The organism is Bradyrhizobium sp. LB8.2 (assembly GCF_040548035.1).
Lineage (GTDB): Bacteria > Pseudomonadota > Alphaproteobacteria > Rhizobiales > Xanthobacteraceae > Bradyrhizobium.
The window spans coordinates 1-17,192 of record NZ_JBEPQV010000050.1; the positions used below are offsets into that span (position 1 = coordinate 1).

The 17,192-nt window shown below is 59.8% G+C and carries 19 protein-coding genes; 9 read left to right on the plus strand and 10 right to left on the minus strand.

The genetic code is table 11. The features are described from left to right. Positions 1 to 659 precede the first annotated feature (659 nt). The 6 genes from ABIB06_RS36510 (at position 660) to ABIB06_RS36535 (ending at position 5,686) form a co-directional block, all read left to right on the plus strand. Positions 660 to 1,400 (plus strand): hypothetical protein, encoded by a 741-nt coding sequence (locus tag ABIB06_RS36510; protein ID WP_354049799.1) that lies wholly within the window; start codon positions 660 to 662, stop codon positions 1,398 to 1,400. 778 nt (positions 1,401 to 2,178) lie between these two features. Then, positions 2,179 to 3,813: an SEL1-like repeat protein gene (locus tag ABIB06_RS36515; RefSeq protein WP_354049798.1), complete on the plus strand. Its 1,635-nt coding sequence runs from the start codon at positions 2,179 to 2,181 to the stop codon at positions 3,811 to 3,813. Between the two features lie 171 nt (positions 3,814 to 3,984). Then, positions 3,985 to 4,212 carry an SH3 domain-containing protein gene (locus ABIB06_RS36520; protein WP_354049957.1) on the plus strand — a complete coding sequence of 76 codons (228 nt, stop codon included), beginning with the start codon at positions 3,985 to 3,987 and terminating at the stop codon, positions 4,210 to 4,212. Positions 4,213 to 4,338: 126 nt separating this feature from the next. Continuing rightward, the gene (locus ABIB06_RS36525; protein WP_354049797.1) at positions 4,339 to 4,485 is read left to right on the plus strand and encodes a hypothetical protein; all 147 of its coding nucleotides are present in this window, start codon (positions 4,339 to 4,341) and stop codon (positions 4,483 to 4,485) included. 348 nt (positions 4,486 to 4,833) lie between these two features. Beyond that, positions 4,834 to 5,169 (plus strand): hypothetical protein, encoded by a 336-nt coding sequence (locus ABIB06_RS36530; protein ID WP_354049796.1) that lies wholly within the window; start codon positions 4,834 to 4,836, stop codon positions 5,167 to 5,169. A 274-nt stretch (positions 5,170 to 5,443) separates the two neighbouring features. Next, positions 5,444 to 5,686, plus strand: coding sequence for a PilZ domain-containing protein (locus tag ABIB06_RS36535; protein WP_354049795.1), 243 nt, complete (start codon positions 5,444 to 5,446; stop codon positions 5,684 to 5,686). A gap of 369 nt (positions 5,687 to 6,055) precedes the next feature. On the opposite strand, the gene ABIB06_RS36540 is transcribed toward ABIB06_RS36535, so the two are convergent. Beyond that, positions 6,056 to 6,718: a hypothetical protein gene (locus ABIB06_RS36540; RefSeq protein WP_354049794.1), complete on the minus strand. Its 663-nt coding sequence runs from the start codon at positions 6,716 to 6,718 to the stop codon at positions 6,056 to 6,058. Between the two features lie 452 nt (positions 6,719 to 7,170). Between ABIB06_RS36540 and ABIB06_RS36545 the strand changes: the two genes are divergently transcribed. From ABIB06_RS36545 to copD, 3 genes are read left to right on the plus strand one after another with little or no spacing between them, the layout of a single operon-like run. Beyond that, the gene (locus ABIB06_RS36545) at positions 7,171 to 8,175 is read left to right on the plus strand and encodes a hypothetical protein (protein ID WP_354049793.1); all 1,005 of its coding nucleotides are present in this window, start codon (positions 7,171 to 7,173) and stop codon (positions 8,173 to 8,175) included. A gap of 2 nt (positions 8,176 to 8,177) precedes the next feature. Further along, positions 8,178 to 8,534, plus strand: coding sequence for a copper resistance CopC family protein (locus tag ABIB06_RS36550; protein WP_354049792.1), 357 nt, complete (start codon positions 8,178 to 8,180; stop codon positions 8,532 to 8,534). A gap of 15 nt (positions 8,535 to 8,549) precedes the next feature. Then, entirely contained in the window at positions 8,550 to 9,509 is a 960-nt protein-coding gene (gene copD, locus ABIB06_RS36555) for a copper homeostasis membrane protein CopD (RefSeq protein ID WP_354070188.1), read from the plus strand. A gap of 231 nt (positions 9,510 to 9,740) precedes the next feature. Here copD and ABIB06_RS36560 read toward each other — a convergent pair whose 3' ends face one another. From ABIB06_RS36560 to ABIB06_RS36600, 9 genes are all read right to left on the minus strand, one after another. Next, the gene (locus ABIB06_RS36560; protein WP_354049790.1) at positions 9,741 to 10,031 is read right to left on the minus strand and encodes a helix-turn-helix domain-containing protein; all 291 of its coding nucleotides are present in this window, start codon (positions 10,029 to 10,031) and stop codon (positions 9,741 to 9,743) included. A gap of 200 nt (positions 10,032 to 10,231) precedes the next feature. Further along, on the minus strand, positions 10,232 to 10,585 hold the full coding sequence (locus ABIB06_RS36565) for a hypothetical protein (RefSeq protein WP_354049789.1): 354 nt from the start codon (positions 10,583 to 10,585) through the stop codon (positions 10,232 to 10,234). A gap of 268 nt (positions 10,586 to 10,853) precedes the next feature. Next, the gene (locus ABIB06_RS36570) at positions 10,854 to 11,690 is read right to left on the minus strand and encodes a hypothetical protein (RefSeq protein ID WP_354049788.1); all 837 of its coding nucleotides are present in this window, start codon (positions 11,688 to 11,690) and stop codon (positions 10,854 to 10,856) included. Beyond that, positions 11,678 to 13,756: a hypothetical protein gene (locus ABIB06_RS36575; RefSeq protein ID WP_354049787.1), complete on the minus strand. Its 2,079-nt coding sequence runs from the start codon at positions 13,754 to 13,756 to the stop codon at positions 11,678 to 11,680. Before ABIB06_RS36575 ends, ABIB06_RS36570 begins: the two co-directional genes overlap by 13 nt. Next, on the minus strand, positions 13,753 to 13,914 hold the full coding sequence (locus ABIB06_RS36580) for a hypothetical protein (protein ID WP_354049786.1): 162 nt from the start codon (positions 13,912 to 13,914) through the stop codon (positions 13,753 to 13,755). Before ABIB06_RS36580 ends, ABIB06_RS36575 begins: the two co-directional genes overlap by 4 nt. Further along, positions 13,911 to 14,429, minus strand: coding sequence for an MT-A70 family methyltransferase (locus ABIB06_RS36585; protein WP_354049785.1), 519 nt, complete (start codon positions 14,427 to 14,429; stop codon positions 13,911 to 13,913). The genes ABIB06_RS36580 and ABIB06_RS36585 overlap by 4 nt, the downstream gene beginning before the upstream one ends. 61 nt (positions 14,430 to 14,490) lie before the next feature. Beyond that, entirely contained in the window at positions 14,491 to 14,739 is a 249-nt protein-coding gene (locus ABIB06_RS36590; protein WP_354049784.1) for a hypothetical protein, read from the minus strand. Between the two features lie 88 nt (positions 14,740 to 14,827). After that, on the minus strand, positions 14,828 to 15,520 hold the full coding sequence (locus ABIB06_RS36595) for a hypothetical protein (protein WP_354049783.1): 693 nt from the start codon (positions 15,518 to 15,520) through the stop codon (positions 14,828 to 14,830). A gap of 5 nt (positions 15,521 to 15,525) precedes the next feature. After that, positions 15,526 to 16,668, minus strand: coding sequence for a tyrosine-type recombinase/integrase (locus ABIB06_RS36600; protein ID WP_354049782.1), 1,143 nt, complete (start codon positions 16,666 to 16,668; stop codon positions 15,526 to 15,528). Positions 16,669 to 17,192 lie beyond the last annotated feature (524 nt).

Sequence of the window (17,192 nt, forward strand, 5' to 3'; positions counted from 1 at the left end):
AGGCATTCGACGATCGGATATCTGAGCCCTATGGAGTTCGAACGGAAGGTCGGATTAGCTTAAGCCGGTGTCAACAGAACCGGGTGCAGCTCAGTACTAGTGATCCGCAACACGGAACCCCGGACCGAGAGACGCTGATGCGCTGGGGCATGCCGCCGTCGCGCGGGCGGCTCTTCCGCCATTGCCGTCCCCGACGGCACCGACGATTAATCCGCCACCAGCCGGTAGCACTGCCCAGCTTTGCCTAGGACGCCGCGTAGCGCCCGTGACCTTATTGGTGAGTCCCGTATCGATTGCCGGTATTCAAGTTACGATATTGGCCTCCCTTGTGCGAGGAACCTGACGCTCCGGCGAAAGTCCCGCCATGGCTGGACGTATGATGACCCCCTCCGTACGACACACGGAATCCACCGTGACCACCTCTAGCTTGTGCGAGCGTGGTTGAGCACAGCAGGGCAACCACGAAGACGGCTATTTTTCTCACCGCATCTCTCCCTTTGAGTCGCCAGACTGAGACGAAGGCGAGTTCATTCTCAATGGCCGCGCGCCACAACACGGAATTCATTCGTGCACACACAACTAACGTCTAATGGGAATACTACGGGGTTGATCTCGCCTACCGGTTGCGGTTGTATTCAACCGGGTCTGGGGAGTGCGTCATGCGTACATGGGGCATCGTGGTGCTGTGCGCCACGTTGGGTGGCTGCGTTACAAACGCCGAGACGGTCCAGTTTCGGCCATCCAATCCACAGCAACAGGCGCTCGTGCGAGATGGGCAGGCTGCCTTAGTCTCCCGGCAGAAGGCTTCACTAGTCCTAGTCCGGCCTGCTTCCCGGCAAGTGCAGGCAAACGGACGCCCCGTTTTCGTTGTTGCGATCAACAACATGAGCAAAGGTCCTGTCGAGTTTCGCGTTTCGCAAGTTGAAGCGACACAGCACGTTGCGGGCTCCGACTCCGCTATGCAGGTCGTCACGTATGAGATGCTTGCTCAAGAAGAAAAGAACCGACAGGTCGCAGCGGCAATCTTTACGGGCCTAGCTGTAGCAGGGAATGCGTACGGGGCGTCTCAGGCGGGACACGGTCACTACACGACACCGAGTGGCCGGACGGGCACGTTCTACAGCCCCACGGCTGCGGTGATCGCTCAAAACAATGCTGCGGTCCAAAATGAAGCAATGATTGCCGCGACCGTGGAGACTGGTCAGCGCAATATGGCGATCCTTGAGCAATCGGTGATCAAGGATAATACGCTGATGCCGGGCGAGTGGTACGGCGGGCAATTGCACCTTGCGCCGCCAGTCGCCAGCGAGGGCGGAGGGCCGAAGACCTACACCGTCGTTATTACTGTTGGTGCTGATCGGCACGTAATCGACATCGCGCAAGGATCGGCTGGAGCTTAGCTGTTCGGCACGAGAGGCATTGGCACAGGGAGCCATGCGGGGCAGACTTATTGTTTTACTTCTAGGTTTAACGGCCGTGATAGCCTATTCGCTGGGCTGTCACGATCCGAGGGCCGCGTCCGCGCCGAGCACAGCAAGGCCGGTCGCCTTCGTTGACGCGCCACTCGACACACCCGCGATAAAGCCGCAGCCTGCACCCAGCTCTGTATCGACGACGGTTTCGAAGCCCAGTCAGCCCAGCCAAGTCGGGCCGCAGCCGGACACTAAGCGCAAGCTAAAGGTCGTCCTCACCGCTGCGGCGATTGCTGCAATTCTCATTCAAGCGAGCAGAGATCAATACCACGCAACGGGCCATCCGTGTGCCTGCCCGGATGATCTAACGCGCAACGGACGACGTTGCGGCGGAAACAGCGCGCACTCGCGAGCCCGGGGGTGCTGCGCCACTCTGCTTTCCCAGCGATGTGACTGCGGACATGATGGACTCGTACAGGAGACGAACAGCCCGCCAATAAAGGGAGGGGAACGGGCGACGTCCGCATGAACAATGTCCTAATTCGCATTTGGATAGTCTCAGAGGGCATGAGCAGTTCCCGGATGGCGAAAGTTGCTTCGAGCCGAATCGGCGATTACCAACCAACCGACTGAAATTCTTCACCATTTTACGTCCCACTTTTTGACAAATAGCAGGTGGGTTCGTATCCTCATTCTCGGGTTGAGCAACGTACTTACGATTGGCATCCGACGAACGGGTGCAGGCCGGGGGGCTGATGGAATGCAAATGATCGAGAAACTGCGCAACCGGGTTGCGCAACCGCTTGGCCGGCTGAACGCCTTTGCCCGCGTTGCAGTTGTCACTTTGGCCTGCCTCGTAATCGGCGGCCTCATTTTCTGGCTGTGCAATGAGCTGGTGTACTACTATGTAGCCCGGACCTATGCCGAAGAGCTTGCAGACGCATACGACCTGAATACCGGGACTACGCGAGCTATCCTATGGGCCAGCTTTGCCGCAGTTGTGGTTCTTGCGGGCTACTCCTTTTCTTTTTCAAAGCATAAACGGCGCATAGGCTATCTAGGTCTGCTCGCCCTAGTGATCGGGCATTCGCTGCTGCTGAGCCGCATTGACTCGAACTTCCGCAAGAATGGCGTTGCTGAAAGATGCTATGTGATGACGCGCACGAGCATCAAAATGCTGAACCGCGTGGGGATTGATCCAGAGACCGGCCGTGATTGCCGGCCGCTCACCCCACAAATCGTCGAAAAAGTCGAGGAATACAGAAGAGGCCATCGGCCGACGCCGATCACTGCGACGGACCCGACGTTTTTCGATCCGACGACGGGGGAGCCTGTGGTTTGGTATTCGAAGAATGACCGCGGACAGGTCGAACTCTTCGACTTGATGGGCTTTCACCCACAAACCGGCGAGGAGCTGATACCAGTCACGCGCGAGATCGTGGAGGGCTGGAAGCAACAGACAGCTAAGCTAGTGCGCCGTGTGCCCCTCCGCGTAAACGATCCTGAGAGGTTTGGCTTCTTTGACCCAACTACGGGCATCGCGAAGATTTGGTACTGGCGCAGTGAGGGTGGAGAGTATGAGTTTTTCGACGGGCCGGGCTTTCATCCCGCGTCGGGCGATCAATTCAAGATCGTGAGCCGAGAGGTCATTGCGGAATGGCGTCAACAACGCGAGGCCATCGCGGCGAGGAAAAAGGCCGAGCAGGAGCAGAGAGACAAAGAGGCTCGCGAGCGCGCCGAACGCGAGGTTCAGCAGGCCCTAGAAGCAGCAGAGCGGGAACGGCGGGCACGCGAAGCCAGTACCGAAGCCGAGCGACAACGGCTACAGGGCGGGAATGACTGCGACCGTCTCGCCGCGAACCCAACCGATACAAAAAGGAGTGGCGACGGCGTGTCATTTGACGCGCTGAAGTCCCAAGCTGACCAAGCGTACGATGCTTGCACTAAGGCCGTAGCGGTCTCACCCGCCGAACTCAGGTATCAATACCAACTTGGCCGCGCGGCGCAATTCAAAGACAAAAAGCAAGCGTTCGACATATTCTTCCGTCTCGTTCAGGCAAACTATCCTGCTGCATTTGACAATCTAGGTGGGATGTATCTATGGGACCGCAAGGATGTGACCACAGCTATCACGCTCTTTAAGCGGGGCAGCGCACTCGGTGATGCGGACTCGATGGTGAGCCTCGTCGATCTTATCGACAAAGGAATGATCCCCACCCCAAACCCGGAACAGACGAAACTAGCCTTGTTGCAGCGGGCTGCCGAGCTCGGGCACGCCGGGGCACAACGAGGCTATCAGCTTGAACTGCAAAAGGTTAATCAAGAGCGTGTCAATCAAGTGAACCAACAACAGATGATGCAGCTCTTCGGGGCCTTCGTTCAGGGGATTGCAAGGCACTAGCCATCGGGTAGCACCTCTATCCGCACCCCGTTAAGCGATTAGCATTTGCGTTGGAGAGGAATCATACTTTTGCGCACCGCCTATTTTTGCCTGATTTTAGTTCTCATTTTCGCAGCAACAATCGAGAACCCTGATAATGCATTTGCGTACGCGGAAACGACATCTTCTCCGATGCCGCCCGACGACTTAGTTGCGTGCGTGGTGGTCGATCCAACCTCGACGCCGCTGAACGTTCGAGCCGTGCCTCAGGGGCAAATACTCTCAGCCATCTCAAGTGGGCAGCTTGTTCGCATTCTGGGCGAGACACAGGATTCCCGCGGCAAGCGGTGGGCATATATAGCCGATGCTAACTCTCGGCCCTTGGGGTGGGTGTTCAGGGAATACCTTGCTTGCAGGTAGATAGCCCCGGCATCGGGATCATCGCTGCCGCGGGCTGAAGCCGATGTTTGTGCCGTACTGGTTGGCGATACTCGGGCTGTAATAGGTGTCGCCTGTGTGAGACGATCCCTTAGCGTGTGAGCCGCCGTGACTGAAGCCGCCATCGTCGCGACTTTGGCCGAGCTGCCGCCGAAGTTTGACGAAGCGTCCGCCAAAAAGACGCTCCCGATGATCGCAACCGTCAGCGGTGACACCGCGCCCGACCACGGGAAACGAGCTACCAGAAGCCTGTAAGCTCACTACGAAGGCGACAGCGAAGCCACCCCACCGAACAGCTCGAAGAACTCTCCGGCTCTGGCAAACTCTTCCGGCCATGCTCGCCGCCTCCGGGGGCTCACGAGGGGCTGACGGGAGGCCTTCCGGTCCGCGCCCCCTCGAGCGACCGTACGTTACCGGGCGAAGATTAGCAGCGGCCAGTCAGGATTCGCTTTCTCGTGCAGCGGACCGACGGGTTGACGCATCAGCGGGCTTCCAATCGAGTTCTGAAATTGACGCGCCGCCGAATACCGACAAACTTCTTATCGAATGGTTAATTGATTCTCGTCATGCTGCGCGCATACTTTAATCATTCAGAGGACAACGATGTCCGAAGTGATCAATTTCCCGCGCGGCCAAGAGCATCCTGCCGTGCATCCCGCCATTATTCGAGTTCAACGGCTCACAACTGTATTGTCCGAGCTGCACGGAGCAAACCTGCGCGCTCAAGACGACATACGTGGCGCGCTATGGATCCTCGATCTCACCAACAGATGCGTTCGAGTTATACTGTCGGACTTTAAGGATGATCCCTGTATTGGCCAACTCATGTGGCAAGCGGAGGAATTGACGGCTTCGGTCGAGATAGCCCACCGCATGGTTCAGCACGTTGGCCCGGCTTTGCAGAACGCTGGCCGTTCTCAGGTAGTGATAGCGACTTAATTGAACATGGAGCCATGAGGTTGGGAGGCCCGCGAGATGAGGCTTGTCGCAACACGTGAGTATTCGTTCCTCGACGTCCAAACTTTGAATGAGTGCCAAGCGCGTGACACGCTCTTTCGATACGGCGAGAATTCCTTTCTATTGCACATGACTCCCGGCGAAGGGGAGGACGACCAACTTTTCTGGTTGGACAGCCGCGCAGCACTGCTCTGGATCAATCAGAGCGTTGAAGAATACGGATCATACTAGCGACCTAGACAGCGGACCAAAGCCAATGGTTGGAAGTCGGCGTGCACCCCGCTTTCGGGTGGCCAAGCCAGCGCAGATCGAGCTTGGAGGCGACAAAACTCCCTGCACGGTGCGTGACATTTCTACGTCGGGCGCAGCACTTCAACTCTTCAACACGATTGACAGAATACCCTTCGCCTTCACGTTGATTATTCCAGAAGATAACTTGAAATTGCCCTGTCGGGTCGTCTGGCGGACGCCCTTTAAGGTGGGCGTGATGTTCGTTTGAAATGGTGGGGCTTATGCCATAGGACGTCTGTGCCACTGGAACATGGAATGTCTCGATGTCCGCTTCGGGTCCACAAACCGCCCGTGCCCGATGATGGGGTTATATCCCAGTTTACCGCGTTTCGAGCCCGAACCGATTACGTCGCGCGAGAACGACCTTCCTTGACAACTCGTACCTCATCTGACGCGCAATCATCCGCGCCCGCGTAGCCTCGGCGACGCTGCGCGGACGTGTTGACGGCATTCCGGCAGCGATCAGCCGAGCGACGCCCACAGGTACTTCTTCGACACTGCCAAACCATCCGTCTGTTCGCTGTAAAGTACGGAAGGGCTCGGCGCCCGGCGGACAAAACTTCAACCAATCCTCCTTTTAGATCCGAACAAAGCCCTTGAAGGTCGGCTCAGCCTTCACGGCGCGGTACTTGAAGTGCGGCTCCTGAGGAGCCGGTGCCGGCGCCGGCACGTGCTGATCATCCCCGCGCGGCAGAGTCGCAGGCGCCGTGCCGGCGATCACAGCGTCCGCGTGCGCACGAAGCAACTTGGCAACCAATTCCAGCGCGGCTGGCACTTCTGCACGGCAGATCGCCATGAACTTGTCGACGCCATGAGCGTCGTACACCAGCGGTACGGCGCGCGCGGTATGCTCGGAAAGTCGCGAAGCCGCATTGTCGAATTCCGTACCAACCTCCGTCAGCCTGCCAATCAGACGATCGATGTCCGCTGCGGTTTCCGCTCGCAACTTCTTATCGGCGGCGTCCTCCTTGGCGCGTTCGAGATCGGCCAGCCGCTGGTTCATCTCCGTCAACGCCGTCTTGAGGGTCGTGGCGCGATCCTGAGCGGCGCGGAGCGAAGCCTCCGCTGCATCAAGAGCGGCATCGTCGCCGCTCAGTGCGCTTTCCTTGGCCGCAGTGGCATGCCGGGCAATCGCTTGATCGCATTCGGCGAGCTTCGCGGCGAGTCGATCGCGATTAGCCGCTGCGGCGTCGATGTCGCGCTGGATGGTTTTCTCGGGATTGGATTTGAAGATCGCCATTAGTTGCTCCAGTCGTTTCGCGATCACGTTACGCGATGACAGAGCTGCTTCGCATCAGACATAATCCAACGAAATACAACGAGAGCGTATGTCCGCTGTTCGGCCGGAAGCAGTCGGCGGACATAGCGTTGCGAACGTCCAAGATGGGCCATGAGCGGACCTGTCCGCGCGGCGCGTTCGGGAGCAGAGCAGTTAAGCGACCGGTACGAAGAGCTATTTCTGGATGGGCGCGTCGAGATTATTCCTTGCTTCAAGTGACATTTTTGTCCTTTTGTTCCCGTGGGTGCATGGTAGCCTTGTGGCGGGTCAATGCACTCGACACCTCCAATGCCTTCAGCGCCGATCGAAGTCACACGTGGGCCTATTTGGGAGAGAACGGCGGCGGGGTCGAACCTGAGCAGGCCGCTCCAGTGGCCGCCTCATCCATCCGCTACACAGCAGAGTGACCTCTCATGCCTATCCGTCATTTGCGCGCGGCCCTGCCTGGGCTCGCAATCGCACTCGTTTCTTCCAGTCAAGCTACTGCCCACGAAATCGTCGGCAACCGCTTCTTTCCTGCAACCCTCGGGATCGACGATCCCGGCGTTAACGACGAACTTTCGCTGCCGACCGTCGCCAATTTCAAGACCGGCGATGATCCGTGGTTCAGGCAGCGCGATTTTTCCGCCGAATTTTCCAAGCGCATCACTGAAGCATTTGCGATTTCGTTTGGATCAACTTTCAGCAGTTTCGCGGCTCCCGGCGGGCCGACCGGGATCGGCGCGAGCGGATTTCAGAACCTGGAGACGACGTTCAAGTACCGCCTCTTCCGGGATCCGGAGCATGAGTTTGTGATGTCGGTCGGTCTCAGCGTCGAATGGGCCGGAACGGGCTCGCAAGGTGTCGGAGCCGACCCGTTTAACACCTACACACCCACACTGTACTTCGGAAAAGGGTTGGGTGATCTTCCCGACACCCTGTCATGGATTCGACCGATCGCCGTCACGGGACAGATCGGCTATGCGATCCCGGCGAGACGTTCGACGAGGACGCTGAGCGTAGACCCTGATAGCGGTGACCTGACGGCCGATACCGAATTTCATCCGAGGGTGATCAATTGGGGAGCGACCATCCAATACAGCATGCCCTATCTCAAATCGGCGGTCGTCGATCTTGGCCTGCCGGATTTTGTTAATCATCTGATCCCAATCGTCGAAGCAACGATGCAAACCCCGGTCTCGAATACCTTGACCTCCGGGACCCTGACGACCGGGACCATCAATCCGGGGATTCTTTGGGTCGGAAACTCGTTTCAAGTCGGTGTCGAAGCCCTGATTCCGATCAATCGGCAGAGCGGAACGAATGTCGGGGTGATCGCGCAGTTGCACCTGTACCTCGACGATATCGATCCGCGCGGGATTGGAAAGCCGATCTTCGGCAATGCCGTTCAGCCCGCCAGCCCGTTTCCGAGGAATTGATCATGCGCCGCAAAGCTTTTGCCGTACTGGTTCCGCTGTTGCTGCTGCTCGTGACGGGCAACGCACTGGCGCACGCTTCTCTCGACCATGCCGAACCGCGCGTCGGCAACAAGGTCGCGACCGCGCCACGCGAGGTGACCCTGTGGTTTACCCAAAAGCTGGAGCCTGCCTTCAGTTCCGTGACCGTGACCAACGCCGCCGGCCAGCGTGTCGATACCGGCAAACCACGTGTCAGCGGCAACCAGATGTCGGTCGCACTGCGTTCAGGGGGCGCGGGAACATACCGCGTAAACTGGCGTGTTCTTTCCGTGGACACGCACACGACGGACGGCAGCTTCACCTTTCAGGTTGGGCCGTAAAGGCCTGATGATCTGATGCTGGGGGACGCTGTAAACGTCTCATTGATCGTCGTCCGCGCGATTCACTTCGCCGCCACCGCGATAACCGTCGGCGTCCTGATTTTCAGGGCAGTGGTGGCGCAGCCCGCGCTGCGTTCAACGGGAGCTGCCCGCATCCTCGTCATTGGGCAGATAATCGTTCGTGCCGCATGGATCGGCCTAGCGGTGACCGTGGCATCCGGCGCGGCCTGGGTTCTGTTGCAGGCCGCCGCCATCAGCGGTCTGCCGCTCGGCGAGGCCGCGACCACAAATATCCTCTCCACCGTGGTGACGGAGACGCAGTTCGGGATGGTTTCGGAAATTCGCGTTGCACTGGCGATCGTGCTGGCCGCTTGCTTGAGCTATGACCGACTTCCGCTGGCCCAACCTCTCGCGCTCGCCTCTAGCCTCGGCCTCGTAGCGGGCATCGCATGGACCGGACATTCCGGGTCAAGCGCGGGCGATATCGGCAACATCCACGTGATGGCAGACGCGTTACATCTCATCGCCGCAGCGGCCTGGCTTGGTGGACTTGTGCCGTTCACCCTTGTGCTGGCGGAGGTTCGGCGCAACCAGGATCATGCGTGGGCCTCGCTTGCATCGCAGGCAGCACGCCGGTTTTCCAGCCTCGGCATGGTCAGCGTCGGCACAATATTGGCGACCGGCATTGTCAATGCCTGGATTCTGGTCGGTTCAATCAAGGGGCTGCTCACAACAGAATATGGATGGCTACTCATGCTGAAGATATTTCTCTTCATGATCATGCTCGCCTTTGCCGTCATTAATCGGTATTGGCTGACGCCTGATCTTGCCTTGCCGCTGGGTAATGAAGCGCAGCTCAAGGCCGTTCGTCGACTGACGCGCAACAGCGGAATCGAGATCGCCTTCGGACTTGCGATCTTTGCGGTCGTCGGGGTGCTCGGGACCTTGCACCCTGCAGTTCACTTGGCGAACTAGCGTCCCCAACAGCCCCCTCCACGATAGCATTCAGTTGTTCTAATGTTCTTCGCTCGCATTGTCCCTTGCCGGTCAAAAGCGGCGCGATCTTAACGGGCGCTATTTCCGGTGTACCGCCAAGAGCGGACGAACTGACGTGACGGGATTCACCCCCGCTCATCTAGCAACGAACGGTCCAACTACAGAAAGGTGTTTCTTTGCTGCTCTCTCTCTTGGAGCCAACATTCTCCCCTAATGCCGGCCAAAGAGCCGCGCTTGGCGTGCCTTCAGGCTAGTCAAGCTGATTATCCAACGCCCGCCCTCGCGGTGGGCATCGATCAGCCCGCGCTCCGCCCAAACACGTACGGTCTCGTAGTTCAAGCCACAGACCGATGCAGCACGCTTGAGGGGCAGCCAGTGCGGGGCTGGCTGCTCAAGCTCCGCGACGCGGGCCTGCAACCGTGCGATCGCCTGCTGCAAGGTAGCGACAACATCATCCTGATCGTCAGTCTCGTGGCCGGTCTCTCGCGTATCTGCATCCATGGTCAGGCGCCTCCGGTCGAACGCGCAGGGCCGCCAGCAATGGCCTCGAGAATCTCCAAGCACTCATCCTGCGTCCACTCACAGGGGCGCTCGAAGCGGCGCATAGCAACCCGGAAGTGCTGGTCACAGCGGAGGGAGGCACGAAGATCGTCTTCGCGGCATGCGCGGGCGTCGGAACGCATGCGGTCGTCCAGCTCGACCTAGAACGCCATAAGGCGACGAGCTTCCTGCCGGCGTGCCTCCAGATCAGGGATCGAGCCGAGTCCTGCGCAATCTTCGTCCAATTCGGCGAAAGCAATATCCAGGTGGCTCTGATCGGCGGGCCAGGACATGTTGTTGCGACCGAGGTGCCGATTAACGGCGTCGATGACGGTGGGCATCCGCCAACGCGGCTGCTTCTTTTCGTAGCCGTCCGGTGCCACATGACGCAAAGCGCGCCGGACGGTCTGCCGGTCAAGCTCCAGCATGTCGGCGGCGCCGAACGCGGAAACCAGTTTCACGTTGAACTCCTTTCGTTGTTGTTGTCGCTTTTGCAATTTGCCGGCGCTGGTCATGCCGAGCGCGCGAGCGCTACCCGCAGGGCGCTCCCGCCTGGGAAGGACCCTGGCTTATTGAGGGGCGGATTTCATTCGATTGTCGTGGACCGCTGTGTTCTCTCTTGGCCCGGTGATGCGCACGAGCAAGACCGGGAAAGCCGGTAAAGCCGGGAATGTTTTGCCGCTCGCGGCCTGAATCTAAAATCATTGAAGAGGTCACCTTCAGTGCTTGCGGTTTGGGAAAATGAGGCTTTTAACTTTCCCGGTTTTCCCGTCTTTCCGGTCACTACGTCCCCGACGAGCCCTCCGGCCGCGACATGACGATCTCGTACTTGTTGCCGTCCTTGTTCTTGTCTGGCGCAACCTTGCGCAACATCGCCACGCAGTTCCCGCTCCCGATGATTGCGGGGCGGTTGGTCAGATGCTTCTGGAACAGCTTGCCAAGGCCGCGAGCCGTCGGGTTTTCGAGCGGTTTTCCGTCGAGGTCGGAGAGCGCGTCAAACAAAGCCTCGGCCTGGGCTGCCTTGTCCTCGTCCAGGAGTGAATTCCGCTCTCCCAGGAACAGCACAAGCTGGCGGGTGGTGAACCAGCGGCCAGTCCATTGCTGATGAAGAACCGTCAGCGCCCGTGATGCCGCGCTCGCTTCCTCATCCTCGGATTCACCGAAGCGCAGCAGCTCCGTGCAGTCGAGTTTGATGTCGAGCAACCCCGCGGCATATTCCACGGGCCACCCAATCAGAGTCCACCATGCTTTGAAGCGCGTCTTCGCCACCTGCCCCTGCGGGCGTTGCAACATACCTCCTAACAAGATCGTGTAGAGCGCAGATAAAATCTTCCCCCGGTTGAACTGGGTCCACCCCAGCGGGTCGGCATGCATGAAGCTCCGGTTCTCAGGGTCCGGCCGATCCACGTTGAGCGACACCACCAACGAGCGGCTTGCCATATCGCCGCGCGGAGCAATCGAGTTGCCCGTGAATATTTGGACCGTCATAGCGGATACGGTCTCCGCGCAGGAAACCCCGAGCACGCGGTCACCGATTTCCGTTGCCGTAAGCGCGGCTTCAATGTGCGGGCAAGTGATCGCTTTGCCGCGGGCGATATTGTCCCAAATCAGCGCCGCCACACCTTGACGAAGGTAGGCTTCTTGATGTCCTCATCCGCCGGCTTGTTCTCAGGCACGCACTTGCGCAGAGCAGGGTCAATCCGATGAAAAAGTCCGGTGGCGCGGTCGAGACCAGCGCCCTCGATCAGACGTGCCGACGCCGTGATCAGCGGGCACGTGTTGATCGCACGGGCGACTGGCACCGCGCTGTTCGGATATTCCATCACCGCAGCGATGTATGACGGAGGCAACGACGCGAGATAAACCGATCCATCCTTCTTCTGTGCGATCCAGCCGACATATTTTTCGATAAGCAGCTCGACGCCGGTCGGCGTGAGCGTCACCAGCACCGGCTCCGTAGGCGCCTTCATGTCTTCGGCCTGCTCTGCGGCCGCGTTGGCGCTTTCCGAGGTGAGCAGATGCAGCGCCCACGGCTCTTTCTCCTCAACGCGCACAAGAGCCCCGGATGCATCACGCATCGGCGGCTCTTGGCTTGCGTCTTTCGCCAGGACCTCGTCGAGAAATGACACGGTCGGCGTCAGCTCGCCATAGGGTTCGGGACGCGGCAGGATCATGCGGCCGTCAGCTTTCGCCTCCATCGAGGCTTCGGCGGCCTTGGCCCGGCGCTCCTCGCGCTCTTTCTTGCTCCGAGCCCGAACCGATCGAACGCTCGTCTTGGTCTTGTCGGCAACGAACTCGGCGAATTGGTCGTCCTCATCGGCCTCCAGCTCGGCGTGTGCCAAAATCGCCATCGCGTCGTCAATGCTGCCGTCTGCAATTTGCTCAAAAGCGGCCTTCGAGGATTTCAAATCGTGGCGCAGCCGATAGATGCTCCGGCCATGGGCGAACGAATGGATAAATAGATCACCTTCACTCCCGCTCATCACCATGGCCTTGCAGCGGCCGTAGTTCAGACCCTCCAACGGATCGGCCAAGGTCTCGCCGACGTAACGGTCCGGGTCGGCCATCACAGCGCTGACCGTCACGACCTCATCCAGATGATCGAATTGCAGCTCCACATCGGAGTAGAGCACGCCATCGTGCCGTGACTTGACGAGGCGACGGGCGGTCGCGATGGGAGTGTCGGACTTGGCCGACATTTCTTGGGCAAGTTCCTCGTCGTGCTTGCTGCGAATCTCCGCCGCAGCCTTCCCCAGCGCTTTCGCGCTCGTGGCCTTTGCGTCAGTGACGCGCTGACGTTCGTATCGGGTGAGCCGGGCTACAGCGAGCGCGGAATCGATTGCTTCCCCTTCGATAGCCTCAGGCGCCCGCTTCGCCTGATCTTGAGCCAAAGGCGCAGCAATGATGGGAGCACCTTCAAAGCAAAGGCGCTCGCCGTATCCCACCATGCGATCCACGATCGAGCGATCGAGCAGTTGACCAGCCCCGCCAATCAGGTGCCACCCGAAGCCGTGGAACCAACAGCGCTCATGCAGGTCCTTCAAACGCTCAACGTCGCCACCATCTCGAACGAGCACATAGTGATGCATGCCGTTCGACCCGGCGATCAGCTCCTTGGTGTCGCTCCGAAAGAGACCGGCGGTGGTGCTCGCGCGGCTGACTCGCGCCGCCTTCGCGAGTTCCGGCGCTACCGTCAACAGGGCGTTCCACATGCCCCCAGCCGCCTCGATCTGTGCGCGAACTTCGTCTGGCATCCCTTTGGTGTCGAAGTCGATCAGGCACCAAGCAGGAAGACCCGGCTCGTAATCGATGCAGCTCCGGGACCGAGTGATGGCGCCGACGTAGTTGGAGAGCTTGCTCGGAGTCGTCACCGCAACACGGTTGGGCAGCTCCGCCTTCAGCGCACCAAGGGTAATCGCTTGATCGGGACGGCAGCCCGCGATGATCAACGCAAGGGCGCTGGCCGTTCCCACAAATTCGCGGGCGGCCGTACCGCTGGTCATCCGGCATTCCGAACCATCGCTCTTGAGCTCGCCTCCGGCGTCGAGAGCAATCCGCTTCGACATCAGTGAGGGCGCATCGCGCTTGGTGATAAGCGTGATCTGCGGGGCGCTCACCTTGCCGTCGGTGCTTTCATCCGAGCCGACGGGATCGCCCGTCGGCTGATGGGGGGTGTGTACGTTCACGGCCGCACCCCGAACTGCTCCGCGCCGGGAATCAGGATCGTGCCGGCGGAGCCCGAGGGGAATTTCCCGACCTCATCGCCCCAAGCATCCCAGCCTTCGCGCTTTTCGCGAGCGAACACGTCGGCGCGGCGCAAGCCCGGCGTGCGGCCCGTGATCATGCCGTAGAACTCGTCGGGCTTGCGGCTATGCTCGCGCGCGAGTCCATCGAAGCAAGACGGCAGGGTAATCTGGGCGGCTTACCGACCGTGCCCAGCAGAATGGGCTCGTGCATGCTACGCGCCCAGTACCCGCAGCCCATGCGCACTTTGCCGTTGCGGGTGACCTTGCGCCAGGCAAGCTCGGTTTTGAACGTGATGCCCCACCCTTCCATGACCGCAACGGCCTGAGCAAGCATGGCGCCCGTGGTCCAGAGCAGGACAACGGCGTTGGCTTTCAACAAGCCACGGACGGGCAACGTCTCGATTTCGGCGAGGGTCATGAGGCGATAATGCTGCGACGCCGACTTACCTTCTCCGGCAGGGCTCCAGGTCTTGAAAGGCCACTGCGGATCGATGACGATCAAGTCGTAGCTGTGCGCCACGAGCGGATTGAAGAACCATGCGGCGGTGTCCGGCGAATGCAAATTGCCGGCGGCTTGCGCGCACGTGAGCGCGCTGATATTGCTGACAAACATCTTAAGGGATTTCCGTGAGAGAGATTAAAGAGGGCGGCTGGCAAGCCGCGTTTTTTCGCGACTACGCCACGCGCTCGGCGGCCTCGGCCGCCTGCTCGCACTCGCGGCGCCACGCAGCGGCGGCTTCCTTGCTGATCAAGACGCGCGCGCCGACTTTGAACGTGCGGGGCATCTGACGCCGGTTCTTGTAAAAGAGCTGGATCGAGATGCGATGACGCGCGCACAATTCGTCAACGCTGTAGGCATCGGCCTCATTCGTCGCATCAAGGTCGGGCGGCTTGCGACCAGTAACTTCGGGGCGGCGCGCCATGAGTTGTCCTCCATGTCCATACGGTTACACGGAGCACAGGCTATTTCTTTAGGTCGAGCCGCATAAGAATGGTCGTTTGTCGCCGGAATCACTTCTGCTGAGCTGGCTTCTGTCCCCAGACTCTCTTCAGTCGGGTGCTATCGGACTGGGGGAAAAAGTTCGTGCCGAACAGTTCATCGATCTCATGACCCAACCGGAGAATCTTGGGGACATGTCCGCCGTTCAGAAAAGCGCGACCCCCTTGGTATCCAGTAAGGGCGCTATACGCCGACTGGACCGCCGAAATTACATCATCTGTTGCTTGGTCAGGCTTGCGCTGCTTCTTGTCCCCTATCGCGATCTTGCTAAGCTCACGCGCTATCTCCAGCGCCGGCAGGACCGCTTCGGGCTTCGGAATAACAGTGGTGAAGCCTGGGGCGGAGAAGCCGATAAGCTTTGTCCTATCCAGTGAGCGACGCCCGGACTCCAACAAGAACGGCCGGCACGCCCTCCAGATCGCGGGTGGCCTTGCAGCCCATTCGCGAGCCCAGTCCTGCTGGCTGATTTTTCCCCGAATTGTCTTCCGCGCTAGGCTTGCGAGATCGCGGAATTCTTTTGCGGGGCCCGGCGACTTCGCGCGCCGCGGCCGGGCATAGTAGCCGGTCTCGTCTTCCCCAATGTCGTGACCTCGTGATGCCGCGAGCACGACCGCATGGACGTACACGGCGTGCTTCTCGGCCAAGGCACGAGCCCCAAGCTCTGAAAGTGCCTTGACGAGCTGATCGTGAATGGATCCAGCCATGCCTACTAGCCCGCCAGCGCCACGACATTATCGCCCGTCGGCGTCTCATCCCGCAGCAGTGCTCTGCGCGAAATCTCGTCGCTGTGCTCGGTGATGTACTTCGAATAGGTGCGCTCGATCATCTGCACGCTCGTGTTATGCAACGATGCCACCAGCCGGATCAAAACATTAGCAAGCAGCATGCGCACGATGCTCGAATGCCTCAGTGCATAGATCGTCACTTCGGCCGGGTCGCGGCCAATCGCGGTGACAATCTTGTCGATCTGGCGATGATAAGTCTGGCCGGGATTGTCTCCCCAAGCTGTGCCATCGGTTTGCAAGAACAATGGTGCGGTATCAGGACGGCCCTTCGCCGCTTCTCGCAGCTTTGCCGCGAGCTGCACCGTGATCGGCACGCTGTAGCGCTCGTGTTTCTTCTTGGCGCGATTGCGCCCGCCGCCTTTGGCTGACTTGGGCATCGACAATTTGGGGCGTGCCGGATGAGAATCCAGATCGGCAACGCGCAACCGCACGGCTTGGCTCGGTCGCGCGCCAGTGATCGCCAGCGCGTCAACTAGCAAACCGAGCTTGTCATCGAGGCCATATGCGCCGGAAACGAATTGCCGCACCTCCTCATCCGACAGGATCACGTTGCGGGCTTCTTGCGCATCCGGCAAGCCGGCTAGTCCAACGTCCCATGCTTGCTTGTTCTGGATCCGCTGATCATGACGTGCGGCAAGCTCCAGAGCGGCGCACAGGCAACCGCAGAGGCGATTGACGGTCGAAGCCGCCATCTTGGAGAGCAGACCGTCGCGCCACTTCTGCAGTTCGTTGGAGGTGAGCACTATGACCGGTTTGGCGAGCAGCACCGACGTGAGATGAACACGAGGCCATTGGGCGTTGTAAGGATTGGAGCTGCGCGCCTTCAGATCGGCCTCATAGGCGGTGAGGGCGCCGTCTACGGTGATGGGTGCATTGTCGCCGCTGCCATTGTCACCGCGCGCCAATCGCTTCGCGGTGTCCTGCGCCTGAAAGAACGTCAGCACAGCTTTGCCGTCAGCCTCGGCGAAGTCGTCGGCATCAGCGATGCGCTTGGTCCAGTAAGCGCCGTGACCGTTGCTCGCCTTCACGACCCAAGTGCCGTTTGTGCGATTGCGGCGATAGAGCAACGAGACGCCGCGCGCGAGCGAGGGGCCGGGATACGGCTTGCGCCGGACTTGCAGTTTCAGGCGAGCGCTGCGGCTCTCCAAAGCGTTATGACGGACCTTCCGGTGTGTGGGAAGGTGTAAGGAAGCCTGTGGGGCAATGTGGCATCGTCCGCAGCTAAATCAATGACTTAGCCATTCCACCGGCTTCTCTGCGCGTCCACGCGGGTAATTATTTTCCCCTGCGCAGGGAAGGCCGGATGTCAGGCTGCCCTGTTTCTCTCCTGTGCATTGCGTGTGCAACGTTCTCGCACGGGAGTTATGCGGGTGCCAGCCGGCACCCGGCCTTCCCTGCGCCCTTTCTCCGGAAAGGGCGTGAAACGGAGAGCAAACCTCGGGCGGAATACGCCGCGAGAAGGCGAAGGCGTGTTTGCTGTTTGACAATCGAATCTAAGCTGGTGGAAATCGCTCTCGTGCCCCGGACGCAGCGCAGCGCTTCTTCAGCGGTGCGCTGCAGAGCCGGGGCCTATCCCCCCGCGCTGTACCGA

Coding starts and splice junctions, on each gene's coding strand:
- ABIB06_RS36520 (WP_354049957.1), top strand. CDS start 3,985: ATGCCGCCCGACGACTTAGTTGCGTGCGTGGTGGTCGATCCAACCTCG.
- ABIB06_RS36510 (WP_354049799.1), top strand. CDS start 660: ATGCGTACATGGGGCATCGTGGTGCTGTGCGCCACGTTGGGTGGCTGC.
- ABIB06_RS36580 (WP_354049786.1), bottom strand. CDS start 13,914: ATGATCACGGGCCGCACGCCGGGCTTGCGCCGCGCCGACGTGTTCGCT.
- ABIB06_RS36535 (WP_354049795.1), top strand. CDS start 5,444: ATGGTTGGAAGTCGGCGTGCACCCCGCTTTCGGGTGGCCAAGCCAGCG.
- ABIB06_RS36540 (WP_354049794.1), bottom strand. CDS start 6,718: ATGGCGATCTTCAAATCCAATCCCGAGAAAACCATCCAGCGCGACATC.
- ABIB06_RS36545 (WP_354049793.1), top strand. CDS start 7,171: ATGCCTATCCGTCATTTGCGCGCGGCCCTGCCTGGGCTCGCAATCGCA.
- ABIB06_RS36590 (WP_354049784.1), bottom strand. CDS start 14,739: ATGGCGCGCCGCCCCGAAGTTACTGGTCGCAAGCCGCCCGACCTTGAT.
- ABIB06_RS36565 (WP_354049789.1), bottom strand. CDS start 10,585: ATGACCAGCGCCGGCAAATTGCAAAAGCGACAACAACAACGAAAGGAG.
- ABIB06_RS36585 (WP_354049785.1), bottom strand. CDS start 14,429: ATGTTTGTCAGCAATATCAGCGCGCTCACGTGCGCGCAAGCCGCCGGC.
- ABIB06_RS36530 (WP_354049796.1), top strand. CDS start 4,834: ATGTCCGAAGTGATCAATTTCCCGCGCGGCCAAGAGCATCCTGCCGTG.
- copD (WP_354070188.1), top strand. CDS start 8,550: ATGCTGGGGGACGCTGTAAACGTCTCATTGATCGTCGTCCGCGCGATT.
- ABIB06_RS36515 (WP_354049798.1), top strand. CDS start 2,179: ATGATCGAGAAACTGCGCAACCGGGTTGCGCAACCGCTTGGCCGGCTG.
- ABIB06_RS36595 (WP_354049783.1), bottom strand. CDS start 15,520: ATGGCTGGATCCATTCACGATCAGCTCGTCAAGGCACTTTCAGAGCTT.
- ABIB06_RS36550 (WP_354049792.1), top strand. CDS start 8,178: ATGCGCCGCAAAGCTTTTGCCGTACTGGTTCCGCTGTTGCTGCTGCTC.
- ABIB06_RS36560 (WP_354049790.1), bottom strand. CDS start 10,031: ATGGATGCAGATACGCGAGAGACCGGCCACGAGACTGACGATCAGGAT.